This is a genomic window from Halomonas sabkhae, from assembly GCF_030409265.1.
GTDB lineage: Bacteria > Pseudomonadota > Gammaproteobacteria > Pseudomonadales > Halomonadaceae > Halomonas > Halomonas halmophila.
This window is the reverse complement of the sequence record NZ_JAUFPM010000006.1, coordinates 34,289-47,559: the sequence shown is the minus strand read 5'-3', so window position 1 is coordinate 47,559 and position 13,271 is coordinate 34,289. Positions and strand designations below refer to the sequence as shown.

The window sequence follows — 13,271 nt, the reverse complement described above, 5'->3', positions numbered from 1 at the left end:
GACCTCAGGGTGTCTCGCCATCGTCCTGGTCCTTGGCCCGTGGGTCCGGGGTCTCCTCGTCCAGCCAGGTGCCGCAGCGCAGGCAGTAATAGGCCTTCTGGTCGTGGCGGTCGTGGCCGCAGCCGGGGCAGGCTTCCTCGGAATAGCGATCGGCTCGAATCGAGCGGATGACCTCGGCGGAGAAGACGCCGGTGGGCACGGCGATGATCGAGTAGCCGATCAGCATCATCATCACCGAAATGGCCTGACCGAGCGGTGTGATCGGCGCGATGTCACCATAGCCGACCGTGGTCAGCGTCACCGCCGCCCAGTAGATCGAAGTGGGAATACTGGTAAAGCCGGCCTCGGCGGGCTCGATCAGATACACCAGCGAGGCGAAGATGGTGATCAGCATGCAGACGGTGAACAGAAACAGGAAGATCTGATGGGAGCTGCGTTTCAGGGCATCGATCAGTAATCGGCCTTCACCGACGAATTCCATCAGGCGCAATACGCGAAAGATGCGCAGCGTTCGCAGCAGCCGGACCACGACCAGCGACTGGGTGCCCGGCACGATCAGGGCCAGCCAGGTGGGCAGGATGGCCAGCAGGTCGATGACCCCATAGAAGCTGCGCAGGTACTGCCAGGGCCGGTCCAGGCAGTAGAGTCGCACGGCCAGCTCGGCCGTGAAGAGGATCGTGAAGCCCCATTCGAGCCAATGGAAGAGCGCGCCATGGCGCTCGCGCAGCGGCACCACGCTTTCCAGCATGACCACCAGCACACTGCACAGGATCACGCCGATCAGGGCGATATCGAAGCCCTTGGCGGCGGGCGTGTCGGACTCGAAGATGACCTGAAAGATGCGTGTGCGCAGGCCTTCCGCAGCGGGTTTCAAGTGGCTCACGAGAGGGGCGTCCTTGTGGTCGTGGGTCAGCCGAGCTGGGCATCCCCGGGCAGGCGGCGCGACAGCGCCAGCGCGTGGTCGCCAAAGGCCGCATCGAACCAGTCGGGGCCTTCCAGCGCCCCGGCCAGCCAGCGGGCATTCTCGGCTGTATCTTCGCTCAGGCGAGCCAGTTGTTGAAAGGCCTCGCGAGCCTGGTGGCGCCATGCCGGGTCGCCGGTGTCGGCCAGGGCATCCAGCGCGACATTGGCCCGATGGAACCAGGCGGCCGGGCTGCCACCCTCGGGCAGTTGCCAGCGGCCGAGCAGCAGCGCGCCGCCACGGGCCGCCTTGCTGGTGTCCGAAGGGCGCAGCGCTACCCCTTCGGCCAGACGACTGGCCAGTTCATGCAGGGCGCTCGGCTCGCCGTCCTTCAATTCCAGCTCCAGCTCGCGAATCGTCACCCGGGCGTCGCCGGCGCGAATCTCGCCGCTGTCCAGGGCGACTTCGATATCCGCGGTTTCGCTCGTCACTCGCCAGGTCCGGCGCGTGAAATCGGTCGAGAAGCGTGGCTCGAGACGGGCGATGACATCCTGGCCCAGGGCGGCCATGGGCGGAATCTCGCCGAGCCCGTCGAGGTCGAGCCCGGGGCCCGTGACAGGCCATTCCCATTCGCCGCGGCTCGACAGGCCGCCGCCGCCATGCCCTCGGGTCTTGACGGTCTGCAGCAGGCGTTCGCCGTCCCGGCGCAGGCGCAGTGCGCTGCGAGCCGCTTCCAGGTCACCCTCGGGGGTGTCGTAATAGGTATTGCCCAGCCGGCCGACCCGTGGCGTCAGCGAGGCGAGGCGAGGGTGGCGGGGAAGAGAGTCCGGCGCGGCGTCGCCGAGTGCCAGCTTGAGTTCGATTTCACTTGCCATGGCCGGGTGCCCTGTGTCGTCTGGATGAAATTTGCGTGAATTTTGCGTGAATTTTTCATGACGTCGCCACGGCCAGTCACTATACTGACGCCGCCATTTTCCAAGTGTTAGATGCTCATGGTGACATCCAATCCCTTCTCCGCGATGTTTGGCCGCTCGCCATTCCAGCCGTTGCTGGCACACATCGTCAAGGTCAATGACTGCGCTGACCAGCTGCTGCCGTTCTTCGAGGACTCGCTCAATGGCGACTGGCAGGCTGCCGGCACCCATCGCGAGACGATCACGCGTCTCGAGCACGAGGCTGACGAGCTCAAGACAGAGCTGCGTCTCAACCTCCCCAATACCATGTTTCTGCCGGTCTCGCGCTCTGATCTGCTGGACCTGATCAGCGTCCAGGACAAGATCGCCAACAAGGTGCGTGACATCACCGGCATCATGCTGGGCCGCAGCATGCAGATGCCGGAACCGCTGGCCGAGTCCATGCGCCATTACATGCAGACCTCCGTGGCCTGCGTGGCCCAGGCGCGCCAGGCGCTGGAGGAACTCAAGGATCTGCTGGAGTCCGGCTTCGGGCGCAATGTGTCCGATGTCATGCAGAACCTGATCCGTGAGCTTCACACCCTCGAACAGCAGACCGACGGCCAGCAGGTGGCCATTCGTCGCCAGCTCTTCACGCTGGAAGAGAGCCTGCCGCCGGTGGAGGTGATGTTCCTCTACAAGATCATCGACTGGGTGGGCGAGCTTTCCGATCTCGCCGAACGCGTCGGCAGTCGTCTGCAGATCATGACGGCCAACTGATCGGGAATTCCCCGCCACCACTCTGACCGCAGAAGGACAGCGTCCAATGTCGATCATCGCGCAATACGGCGACATCTTCATCCTCATGGCCTGTGCATTCGGCCTCTTCATGGCCTGGGGTGTCGGCGCCAATGACGTGGCCAACGCCATGGGCACCTCGGTGGGCTCCAAGGCCATTACCATCAAGCAGGCGATCCTGATCGCCGTCGTCTTCGAATTTCTCGGCGCCTGGCTGGCCGGCGGCGAGGTGACCAACACCATTCGCAAGGGCATCATCGACCCGACGGCACTGCAGGATGATCCGCAGTTGCTGGTCTACGGCATGCTGGCGGCCCTGCTGGCGGCGGCGACCTGGTTGCTGATCGCCTCGATGCGAGGCTGGCCGGTATCGACCACGCATTCCATCGTCGGTGCCATCGTCGGCTTTGCCATGGCCGGTCTGGGGCTGGATGCCATTGGCTGGGGCAAGGTCGGCCAGATTGCCGCCAGTTGGGTGGTCTCGCCGCTGATGGCGGGCTCCATCGCCTTCATGCTGTTCCGTTCCGTGCAGCATCTGATCTTCGAGAACCATGACCCTTTCGCGGCGGCCAAGCGCTACGTGCCCATGTATGTCTTCCTGGTGGGCTTCATCGTGGCCATGGTGACCTTTACCAAGGGGCTCAAGCATGTCGGCTTCGACCTGGGGTTCGGGGCCAGCCTGCTGTATTCCACCCTTGTAGGTGGCGTGCTGATGGCGCTGGGTATCTGGCGTGAGCGCCGGGTCGGCGCCGGCAAGCGTCAGGATGATGCCTTCGGCTTCGGCGGGGTGGAGCGCGTCTTCGGCGTGCTGATGCTGTTTACCGCCTGCGCCATGGCCTTTGCGCATGGCTCCAATGATGTGGCCAATGCCGTCGGTCCGCTGGCCGCGGTGATCAGCGTCGTGGAAAGCGGCGGGACCATCGGCGGTGAAGCCCTGGTGCCCTGGTGGGTATTGATGCTCGGTGGCGGCGGCATCGTCATCGGCCTGGTGACATACGGCCATCGCGTGATCGCCACGGTGGGCACCGGCATCACCGAGTTGACCCCCAGCCGTGGCTTCGCCGCGACCCTCGCTGCCGCCACCACCGTCGTGCTGGCCTCCGGCACCGGTCTGCCGATCTCGACCACGCAGACCCTGGTCGGTGCGGTGCTGGGCGTCGGCCTGGCCCGCGGCATGGCCGCCCTCAACATGCGCGTCATCGGCACCATCGTGATGTCGTGGTTGATCACCCTGCCGGCCGGCGCCACTCTGGCGATCATGTTCTTCTTCATGTTCAAGGGGATGTTCGGCTGACGCCGCTGAAAGAAGGAAGAACGGCGCTTAGCGCCTTTAAGAGGGAAGAAAACCCTTGATCTTGAAGAGGCTGAGGTGAAGCTGGTTCTTCCTTCTTCCTTCTTCCTTCTTCCTGCTTGTGATCGGCGACTTGCAGCCTTGCTCACCTACCGGCTTTGCGTCTGGTATAGTTCAAGCACGTGCTTTCTTTCACCTGCTGCCGGAGCGCGGCCTTGGACACTCGCTTTCCCTTCGTCGACTGGTTTCGCAATTCCTCGCCGTACATCAATGCCCACCGAGGTCGTACCTTTGTCATCCTGATCGAAGGTGAGGCGGTCGCGGAGGGCCGGGGCGAGCAGCTCATTCAGGATCTGGCGTTGCTGCATACCCTGGGCGTGCGCCTGGTGGTGGTGCAGGGCATTCGTCCTCAGGTGAACCAGGCCCTCGAGACAGCGGGTGTCACGCCGGCGCGCCATCATGGACGCTGGGTCGCGGATGAGGCTGTCATGGCGCGCGTCGAGCGGGTAGCGGCCGAACAGCGGCTGTGGCTGGAGTCGCGCTTGTCCCTGGGACTGCCCAATTCGCCCCTGCATGGCGTGGAAATGACGGTGGTGTCGGGCAATCTGGTCATGGCCAAGCCGCTGGGAGTCCGCGAGGGGGTCGATTTCGCGCGCAGCGGCGAGGTGCGTCGCGTGCGCGACACGGCCATCAGTGGGTTGCTGGAGCAGGGCTCGCTGGTCCTGTTGCCGCCGTTGGGCTATTCGAGCACCGGCGAGGTTTTCGATCTGGATGCCGCCGAGGTCGCCCAGAAAGTGGCGACGGCATTGACGGCCGACAAGCTGATCCTGCTGGGGGAGGCCAGTGGCCTGGTGGATGGCCGGGGTGAACTGCAGCGTCAGTTGACGCCGGATGAGGCGCGTGACTGGCTCGAGGATACGGCGCCGGGGGAAGAGTTGCATCGTCATCTCAAGTCGGCCAGCGCGGCCGCGCGCCATGGGGTGTCGCGCACGCACCTGCTGTCCTGGCGCGACCATGATGCGCTGCTGGGCGAGTTGTTCACTCGGGATGGTGTGGGCACCATGATCTCGCGCCACCAGTATGAGCAGTTGCGGGCCGCTCAGGTGGGCGACGTGGCGGGCCTGCTGGAGCTGCTCGAACCACTCGAGCAGCGCGGCATGCTGGTGCCGCGCTCGCGCGAACGCCTGGAATACGAGATTGACGACTATGTCGTGATCGAGCGGGATGGCATGGTCATCGGCTGTGCCGCCCTGCATGTCTTTCAGGCGGCCGGCATGGGTGAACTCGCCTGTGTGGCGGTGCATGTCGATTATCGCGGAGGCGCGCGTGGCGACCTGCTGCTCACCGAGGTGGAGAAGCGCGCCAGGCATCAGGGGCTCGGCTCGCTGTTTGCGCTGACGACGCATACGGCTCACTGGTTCTTCGAGCACGGCTTCCGTACCGCAGAACTCACGGATCTTCCCCCTCTCAAGCGTGATACCTACAATCACGCCCGGCAGTCCAAGGTGCTGGTCAAGTCGATCCGCTGACCCCTGTTGTTCGACCATGTGGTGTTGCCAGTCCGTGCAGACTGCCCTGTTACTGTCTGCAAACCCCGGGTTTCGCGGATGTGCGCCCCGTACCCCTGCGTTCGTCGGCTTTTCAGGCAGCACCGGGGCGGGTATCGGCACCCGGTGTTGCCTTTATGAGACGACATAAGCTGTTGTCATGAAAAGGTTCTTCGTTTTTTCTCGATTGCGCGTCGCTTTATGGCGACAGAATTCGTCGCCTCTCCCTCCCTGACTGCACTGTCGTGTCGCGCTCCTGGCAGCTCCTCTTATTTAATTAACTGAATTAAATGGTTTTTTAGTTTTTTGGCATGGAATTGGCAGGTATCTGGGTGAGCGACAGGAAATGATTCTTACGGCTCGAATCGTTTCCCGGCTGCAGCAAGGTACGATAAATCACTGCCCTGTGTGCCCTGCCTTGATGTGGTCATTGTCTGCTCCAGCGATGTGTGACTTTTAGGTTGCGATGAGACGGTACCGACTTGCGTCATGGAGGTGTACCGAGAAGAGCACGGAAGCTCTGGCAAGGATGCCAAACCCCGACCCCGGGGCAAGAGTCAATCAGGTATTCGCCTTGCGGCGATACCTCTGGATCGAAGCAAGGCAGTCCGCTGCCTTGATGCCTGAAGCCAGCTCCTGGTGGCAATGGAATTCAGGCGGCTTCGAGGGCCTTTTAGGGGCCCGTGAAAGCGAGCCAGCAGATTGCGGAACCAGGTCTATCTGGCTGGTGCTTTCCAACCCTTCAGTTCCCTGCGTATTGGGCCGGCTCTGCCGGCCTTTTTTTTACTGTGTTGCCGCCTGTCAGCCAGCAGGCGAACCCGCGTATCTCTGGTATCCTCGGGCGGTTGCGATAGTGTCTACCATTTCCATCTTGCAAAGCACACTAACCATGCCCTCAGTTGTTTCCCGTCGTTGGCGACCGCGCTCCTTGTTGCAGCTGGTGCTGCTGGCCTTCCTCATGGTGATGCTGCCCCTGGCCGTACTGATGTTCCAGGCCGGGCAGGCGCTTTCCGAGCTGTCGCGACTCGCTGATGTGAGTGCGCGTCAGGCGGTCGAGGAAACTCGCCGGGCCCGGACGCTGGGCGCACTGGCGCTGAAGATGGAGCGCGCCGCTCGCCAGTATGCGGTGGTCGAGGAGGAGAGCCTGCTCGAGATCTACGACCAGCGGCTGGCGGAGTTCCGCAGCCTGCTGGCCAGTCAGCGTGAGTTGCTGCCCGATGACCCGAATGTGGCGGCGTTGGGCGACCAGCTGGACGAACTGGCCGAATTGCCCGACCTGTCTCTGGAGGCATTCGAGGAGCGTCTTGCCGCCTTCCCGCCCTTTGCGGAGAAGACCGAGGCCATGCAGGCGGCCACCAACCAGCGTATCGACCAGCGTCTGGACGATATCCGTCAACGCGCCGAGGAAGTGCAGACGCGCCTGTGGTGGCAGACCGCCGCCCTGGTATCGGCCAGCCTGCTGCTGATGCTGCTGTTCACGCGTCTCATCATTCGGCCGATACGCCAGTTGGAGCGTCATATCCTGGGAATCGGCAGTGGCGACCAGCAACAGGCGCGGATGTCGGTGCAGGGGCCGGCCGAGCTGGTACGCCTCGATGACCGCCTGGACTGGTTGTCATCCCGGCTCAATGAACTGGAAGAGCAGAAACAACAGTTTCTGCGGCACATGTCGCATGAGCTGAAGACACCGCTGGCCAGTGTGCGCGAGGGCTCGTCCCTGCTCACCGATGGGGTGGCAGGCGAGCTGACCCAGCATCAGCGCGAGATACTCGAACTGATCGATGCCAGTGGTGGCGAACTGCAGCAGCTCATCGAACAATTGCTGGATTACAACCTGCTTCAGCACAACCGCCGTCTGGAACTCGAGGATCGGGATCTCGCCACCGTGGTCAAGGAGGTGCTGGCCAAGCATCGACTGGCGCTGCAGAACAAGGGCATGCAGGTCACATGTTTCGATGGACCGTTGAAATGGCGGATAGATCCCACCGCGACAAGCCGCATACTCGATAACCTGGTTTCCAATGCCATCGCCTATGGTGAAGATGGAGGCCAGCTGGAAATTCGGGCAGGTACCACGGCGTCGTGCTTGACGCTCGAGGTGGCCAACAGTGGTGAGTCAATCTCCGAGGAAGACGGTCAGCACCTCTTCGAGGCCTTCTATCAGGGACGCATTCGTCGCAAGGGAGCCTTGAAAGGGTCCGGTGTCGGTCTGTCCGTGGCGGCGGACTGCGCCCGCCTGCAGCATGGCACGCTCGAACTGGTCGACGACCGGCTGGCCGTGTGCTTTCGCCTGACGCTGCCCCAGGGCGCGGGCATGGAAGATAATAACGCATGAAGAACCACCCCTCGGGGAGCCGCAAGGAGCTGATGACATGCAAAGTAGAGCCTGGATCGTCTGTCTGGCCGCACTGTGGTTGACGGGTTGCCAGTGGCTTCCCATGACGCCCGAGCAGGACCGGGAAACCGACGCACCTGCGCAGCCGGAAGCCATGGAGTGCTATACGCAAGTCCCCGGCTTTCGTGACTCCGCCTGCCTGCTGCAAGAGTGGGTGGCCTTTGGTCTGGCCTCGCAACGCGCTGATAGCGAATGGCGCAGTGATATGCTGGAGCGATTCAATGGCACAAGGTCCGAGGCTCGGCTGGCGCGGGCGGTGGTAATGGCATGGGGCCCTGTTGCCCAGTGGAAGCAGGCCTCCGAGCTGCTCAAGGCAGACCTGCATGCGGCACCCTCAAAGCTTCAGCCCTTGTTGCGCTACTGGCTGAATGAGCTGGAGCGCCGTCGCGACCTCCAGTATCGCCAGTACCAGCTGCTGGAGGAACAGGACAACCTGGCAGCCGACAAGCAAGCGCTCGAAGACAAGCTGGATGCGCTCACCGATATTGAACGCAACATCAACTCGCGAGAGCGAAGCGAGTAACACGGAGACACGATATGACCCCTGGCGGAGCCCCGACAGCCACGACCGATCAAGCCGCACACATCCTGCTGGTGGATGATGATGTCAGTCTGTTGAAACTGCTGGGGATGCGACTCGAGAGTCGCGGCTACCGCGTCACCACTGCCGAGAGTGGCCGTGCGGCCCTCAAGCAGCTGGAAGCCGAACGACCGGACCTGGTGCTGTCCGACATGCGCATGGACGAAATGGATGGCATGGCGCTGTTCCAGGAAATCCAGCGCCGTCTGCCGGGGTTGCCAGTGATCATCCTCACCGCGCACGGTTCGATTCCCGATGCCGTCAGCGCCACGCGTCAGGGGGTTTTCGGCTTCCTGACCAAGCCGGTGGATCGCGAGGAACTGTTCGCCACCATCGAGGATGCGTTGACGCAGACCGCGGCAGGGAGCGGCGACGATGACAGCTGGCGCGCGGCGATCATCACGCGAAGCCCCGACATGGAGCGCGTGCTGGAGCAGGCCAGGATGGTGGCGGCGTCGGATGTCAGCGTGCTGGTGACCGGGCCCTCGGGCTCCGGCAAGGAGCTGATGGCAGGGGCGATTCACAAGGCCAGCCGGCGTGCCGACAAGCCGTTCATCGCCATCAACTGCGGCGCCCTGCCGGAGCAGTTGCTCGAGAGTGAGCTCTTCGGCCATGCCAAGGGCTCCTTCACCGGTGCCATCAGCGATCACGAGGGCCTCTTTCAGGCCGCCGACGGCGGCACCCTGTTCCTCGATGAGATCGGCGACATGCCGCTGACCCTGCAGATCAAGCTGCTGCGTGCCCTGCAGGAACGCCAGATTCGCCCGCTGGGGTCAACGAAGTCGATACCCGTCGACGTCCGCCTGATCTCGGCGACTCACCGTGACCTGAGTCAGGCCATGGAGAGCGGCGACTTCCGCGAGGACCTCTTCTACCGCCTGAATGTCGTCAATCTGCGCCTGCCGCCGCTCAAGGAACGTGCCGAGGATGTGCCGCTGTTGGCCAAGCATCTGGTCACCCAGGCCGCCGAACGGCACAAGCCCTTCGTCAAGGGCTTCTCCAAGGAAGCGGTCAACCTGCTGGCGTCGAGCGCCTGGCCGGGCAATGTGCGTCAACTGGTGAACGTGGTGGAGCAGTGCGTGGCACTGACCAGTTCGCCGATCATTCCCGAGGCGCTGGTCTCCCAGGCGCTGGTGGCCGAGGAAAATGCCCTGCCGACCTTCAATGACGCCCGGGCCGGCTTTGAACGCAGCTACCTGATCAAGGTATTGAAGATTACCGAGGGCAACGTCACCCAGGCGGCACGGATCGCCGGGCGTAATCGGACGGATTTCTACAAGCTGCTGGCGCGCCACGAACTCGAGCCCTCGACCTTCAAGGGTAACGTCAGTCACGCCTGACGGTGGCGGGGCACAGTCGAGGCGAGCAGTGCCCCACCGTCAGACGCCCGGGCAAGGTGCTGTCGCCCGTCTGTGACCCTCAGCCAGCCATCCAGTATCAGCGGTCCCTGGTCGAGATGACCTCCAGGGTCAGCCGCCCCTCACCCAGGCGGGCTTCCAGGTGCTGACCGGCCTGTGTTTCCCCGGCGCGCTTCACGACGCGTCCCTCTGCCGTTTCCAGTATCGAGTAACCGCGACCCAGCACGGCCAGCGGGCTGACGGCCTGTAGCTCGCGAGAAATCGCCGCCAGGCGCTCGCGGTGGCGTGTCAGTGCTCTGGGCAGGCTGCTCTCGAGCCGCCGTGCCGCCTGGGCAAGCCGATGCTCCGCCTGCTCGACCTGGCGTTGCGGTGAGCGCAGTGACAGGCGCTGGCGCAATTGCTGCTGGTGTTGACGCTGCTCGCCCAGGTGCGACTGCATGGCGCGATGCAGTCGGCCTTCGATCTGTTGCAGCTGGTGGCGTCGAAAGGTCAGGACTTCACCGGGATGGCGGAGCCGGGCGCGAAGGTGATCGAGCCGCTGGCCCTGAGCGTTCATCCGGGCCCGCTGTGCGCGACACAGTTGAGCGTCGAGCTGTGCCAGCTGCTGGCGCAGGGCTGCGGCGTCGGGGACCAGGCGCTCGGCGGCCGCCGAGGGAGTCGGGGCGCGCTGGTCGGCAGCCAGGTCGGCCAGGGTGATGTCCACTTCATGGCCGACGGCCGACATGATGGGTAGCCGAGAGTGAAAGATGGCGCGGGCCAGGTGTTCGTCATTGAAGGCCCACAGGTCCTCGAGACTGCCGCCGCCGCGCGTGATCAGGATGACATCCTGCGCCGGGTCCAGGGCCGCTTGGCGGTTGAGCAGGCCCAGCGCCGCAATCAGTGCCGGCGCCGCCTCATTGCCCTGGACGGGCACCGGGATCAGGGTGACCTGCGCCAGCGGCCAGCGCGTCTCGAGCACGGCCAGGACATCGCGAATGGCCGCCCCCGTGGCTGAGGTCAGGACCAGCAGGCGTCGCGGCGGGCATGGTAGCGTCCGGGCATTGGCGAAGACGCCCTCGGCCTGGAGTCTGGCCTTCAAGCGCTCGTAAGCGGCCAGTAGCTCGCCTTCGCCGGCCGGTTGCACGGCCTCGGCAATCAGCTGGAAGTCGCCGCGGGGTTCGAAGAGCGATACCTGGCCGCGCACCTTGACCCGGTCGCCGTCGCGCATCGGGGCCGTCACGAAGCGTGCCCGCTGGCGAAACATGGCACAGCGCAGCTGGGCGCGCTCGTCCTTCAGGGTGAAATAGACATGCCCGGAGGCCGGCCGCGAGACATTGGAGAGCTCGGCTTCGACCCAGACCTCGCCGATGCCGCCCTCGAGGAGTTGGCGAGAGCGGCGATTGAGTTCGCTGACGGATAGCGGGGCATCATCGGAGACCGTCGGCATGGGGCATTCTCGCGGCAATGGAACTGTGTGGCGTACTGTAGACGACTTCATGGGCGCCGACTACGCTGAAACTTAGGCAATGTCTGAAAACTGCCTGTGCTCGGCTATACGACGTTGAAAATCTGCTCAAATTGCTCATTTACTCCTTGTAAACTCCGCATTTTCACAGATTTTCGCCTTGTCTAACCTTCGCTCGTCGACTTTTCAGACAGTGCCTAGCGTTCAAGGATGCCGGCCAGCGAACTTTCGCGCATCCGGTAACGTGGCGACTTGTCTGCGCCGGCCATCAGGCCGTATTGCTCCAGCGGAGGAACCCCGCCATGTCGGGACTACGCGCACCTCAGCTCGGACCCATCGTCGGGCATACCGCTCATGATCGCTGCCGGTTGTGGATACGCGGTCGCGCGCCCCGGGACGAGGGGGTGCATCTGGGGGCCGAATTGCGCACAGTGGGCGTGATCGGCGTATGCAATGAGCAGGGTCGGTTGTTGAAGGATGCCTCCGGGCAGCCCTGGGCCTATTACTTCCGCCTGCATCGAGAATTCGACCGCACCGGAACCTTCGTACTGGGCCAGGACGTGAGCCTCGGGGAGCAGGATGGGCCCGGCCCCTTTCCCTTGGAGCCTGACACCGAGTACCGGGTGCGCCTGGCGACGCTGACCGTCGACGATCCCTTGCCGGACGCCGAGTCCCTCGATGATGCGGATCTGGCACGACGCCTGCCACCGCTTGTCCACATGGGCGAGCTGCTCGAGGGGCTTGAGCGCGAGACCTGCGAAGCCCGCCTGCGTACCTTTCCCGACCCGGCATCGGGCCCCGTCGAGGAGCTGAGCTTTCTGATCGGCTCCTGTCGCTACCCGGGCCTGCTGTGGAAGGTCAAGGAGGCGGACCGTATCCTGGCGCCCATGATCGCGCATTTTCAGCGCCAGGGGAGTCGCCAGCCCGCGCGCTTCACGATGATGATGGGCGATCAGATCTATGCCGATAAATTCAACCGCCACCTGCCCCTCGGCCGGGCCGACACCTTCGAGGAAATGCAGTCGCGCTATCACGAGGCGCTCGGGGCGCCCAACATGCGTCGCCTCCTGCAACGCTCCAGTGTCTTCATGATCCTCGATGACCATGAGATCGAGGACAACTGGAGTCAGGACCGCCTGCGCGACAATCATCATCTTTTCAATATCGCGATCGGCGCCTACATGAGCTATCAGTGGAGCCACGGCCCGCGTACATACGGGCGGCGGCTCTATTATCACTTCGAGTGTGGCGGCTATCCCTTCTTCGTGGTCGATACCCGAACGCAGCGCTATCGACAGCGCACTGGCCTCGATGACAACCACCTCCTGGGGCGACCGACCATCGACCCGGCGCATCCCGGCCAGCTGGATCGGCTGCTCGACTGGCTGAGTGCGCAGCAACGAGACCGGGGCAATGCCCCCAAGTTCCTGGTGACATCGAGCGTCTTCGCTCCCAGCCCCATCGATGAACGCCTGGGCGACGAATATTTCGAGGAGCCCGCAAAGCGGCGCCTTCTGGCCAATCACGAACAGCGTGAGGCAAGCGACAGCTGGCCGGCCTACCCCCGTACCCGCCAGGCGCTGCTGCAGCATATCTTCGACCACCGGATCCAGAACGTGGTCTTCCTCAGCGGTGACGTGCACTGTGCCAACATTGCCGAACTGCGCTTCGAGACCGATGCAGGGGATGCCGACCTGATTGCCTATGATGTGACATCCTCGGCGCTTTACTGGCCGTTTCCCTTCGCCGATGGCGATCCCAACGGCTTCGTGCATGATTCGCGTCAGCCAGACCAGTACGACGGCTTCCCGCTGGAGGGCGCAACACCGGACAGCCGGGGCCCGGTCGTGCATTACCGGGCCTGGGGCTTCAGCCAGGAAGATAACTTCTGTCGCCTCGAGCTCGACAAGACGCGCCATCGGCTGCGCGTCAGGGTGCTGGATTCCCGTGGCGAGACCGTCAAGGTCACTGACTCCGGTGGACGACTGGTGCAGGCCAACGACCTGCCCCTGGCGCCATGGCCGTGATCCGGGGTGGCACACAAGGCCGAACGGGCGGAGGTGG

At 63.8% G+C, this 13,271-nt stretch carries 10 protein-coding genes; 7 read left to right on the top strand and 3 right to left on the bottom strand.

What is annotated here, in order from left to right; genetic code table 11:
- Positions 1 to 4: 4 nt before the first annotated feature.
- Positions 5 to 883: an ion transporter gene (locus tag QWY79_RS04830; RefSeq protein WP_290270434.1), complete on the bottom strand. Its 879-nt coding sequence runs from the start codon at positions 881 to 883 to the stop codon at positions 5 to 7.
- 26 nt (positions 884 to 909) lie between these two features.
- A complete protein-coding gene (locus QWY79_RS04825; protein WP_290270432.1) occupies positions 910 to 1,776 on the bottom strand; it encodes a CYTH domain-containing protein in 867 nt (288 codons plus the stop codon).
- Between the two features lie 117 nt (positions 1,777 to 1,893).
- Here QWY79_RS04825 and QWY79_RS04820 point away from each other — a divergent pair, with 117 nt between their 5' ends.
- The 6 genes from QWY79_RS04820 (at position 1,894) to glrR (ending at position 9,745) form a co-directional block, all read left to right on the top strand.
- Positions 1,894 to 2,574, top strand: a complete 681-nt coding sequence (locus QWY79_RS04820; protein ID WP_290270430.1) for a TIGR00153 family protein — start codon at positions 1,894 to 1,896, stop codon at positions 2,572 to 2,574.
- A 46-nt stretch (positions 2,575 to 2,620) separates the two neighbouring features.
- On the top strand, positions 2,621 to 3,886 hold the full coding sequence (locus QWY79_RS04815) for an inorganic phosphate transporter (RefSeq protein ID WP_290270429.1): 1,266 nt from the start codon (positions 2,621 to 2,623) through the stop codon (positions 3,884 to 3,886).
- Between the two features lie 212 nt (positions 3,887 to 4,098).
- Entirely contained in the window at positions 4,099 to 5,412 is a 1,314-nt protein-coding gene (argA, locus tag QWY79_RS04810) for an amino-acid N-acetyltransferase (protein ID WP_290270428.1), read from the top strand.
- Positions 5,413 to 6,319: 907 nt separating this feature from the next.
- Entirely contained in the window at positions 6,320 to 7,765 is a 1,446-nt protein-coding gene (locus tag QWY79_RS04805) for a HAMP domain-containing sensor histidine kinase (RefSeq protein WP_290270427.1), read from the top strand.
- Between the two features lie 37 nt (positions 7,766 to 7,802).
- Positions 7,803 to 8,348, top strand: a complete 546-nt coding sequence (locus QWY79_RS04800) for a hypothetical protein (RefSeq protein ID WP_290270426.1) — start codon at positions 7,803 to 7,805, stop codon at positions 8,346 to 8,348.
- 14 nt (positions 8,349 to 8,362) lie between these two features.
- Positions 8,363 to 9,745, top strand: a complete 1,383-nt coding sequence (glrR, locus tag QWY79_RS04795; RefSeq protein ID WP_290270425.1) for a two-component system response regulator GlrR — start codon at positions 8,363 to 8,365, stop codon at positions 9,743 to 9,745.
- 97 nt (positions 9,746 to 9,842) lie between these two features.
- On the opposite strand, the gene xseA is transcribed toward glrR, so the two are convergent.
- Complete coding sequence (gene xseA, locus QWY79_RS04790) at positions 9,843 to 11,189, bottom strand: exodeoxyribonuclease VII large subunit (protein WP_290270424.1); 1,347 nt, start codon at positions 11,187 to 11,189, stop codon at positions 9,843 to 9,845.
- Between the two features lie 320 nt (positions 11,190 to 11,509).
- Here xseA and QWY79_RS04785 point away from each other — a divergent pair, with 320 nt between their 5' ends.
- Positions 11,510 to 13,234: an alkaline phosphatase D family protein gene (locus tag QWY79_RS04785; RefSeq protein ID WP_290270423.1), complete on the top strand. Its 1,725-nt coding sequence runs from the start codon at positions 11,510 to 11,512 to the stop codon at positions 13,232 to 13,234.
- Positions 13,235 to 13,271: the final 37 nt, after the last annotated feature.

Excerpts from the sequence above, each read along its gene's own strand:
- QWY79_RS04785 (WP_290270423.1), top strand. The coding sequence starts at position 11,510 with ATGTCGGGACTACGCGCACCTCAGCTCGGACCCATCGTCGGGCATACC.
- QWY79_RS04825 (WP_290270432.1), bottom strand. The coding sequence starts at position 1,776 with ATGGCAAGTGAAATCGAACTCAAGCTGGCACTCGGCGACGCCGCGCCG.
- glrR (WP_290270425.1), top strand. The coding sequence starts at position 8,363 with ATGACCCCTGGCGGAGCCCCGACAGCCACGACCGATCAAGCCGCACAC.
- QWY79_RS04800 (WP_290270426.1), top strand. The coding sequence starts at position 7,803 with ATGCAAAGTAGAGCCTGGATCGTCTGTCTGGCCGCACTGTGGTTGACG.
- QWY79_RS04805 (WP_290270427.1), top strand. The coding sequence starts at position 6,320 with ATGCCCTCAGTTGTTTCCCGTCGTTGGCGACCGCGCTCCTTGTTGCAG.
- QWY79_RS04820 (WP_290270430.1), top strand. The coding sequence starts at position 1,894 with ATGGTGACATCCAATCCCTTCTCCGCGATGTTTGGCCGCTCGCCATTC.
- xseA (WP_290270424.1), bottom strand. The coding sequence starts at position 11,189 with ATGCCGACGGTCTCCGATGATGCCCCGCTATCCGTCAGCGAACTCAAT.
- QWY79_RS04815 (WP_290270429.1), top strand. The coding sequence starts at position 2,621 with ATGTCGATCATCGCGCAATACGGCGACATCTTCATCCTCATGGCCTGT.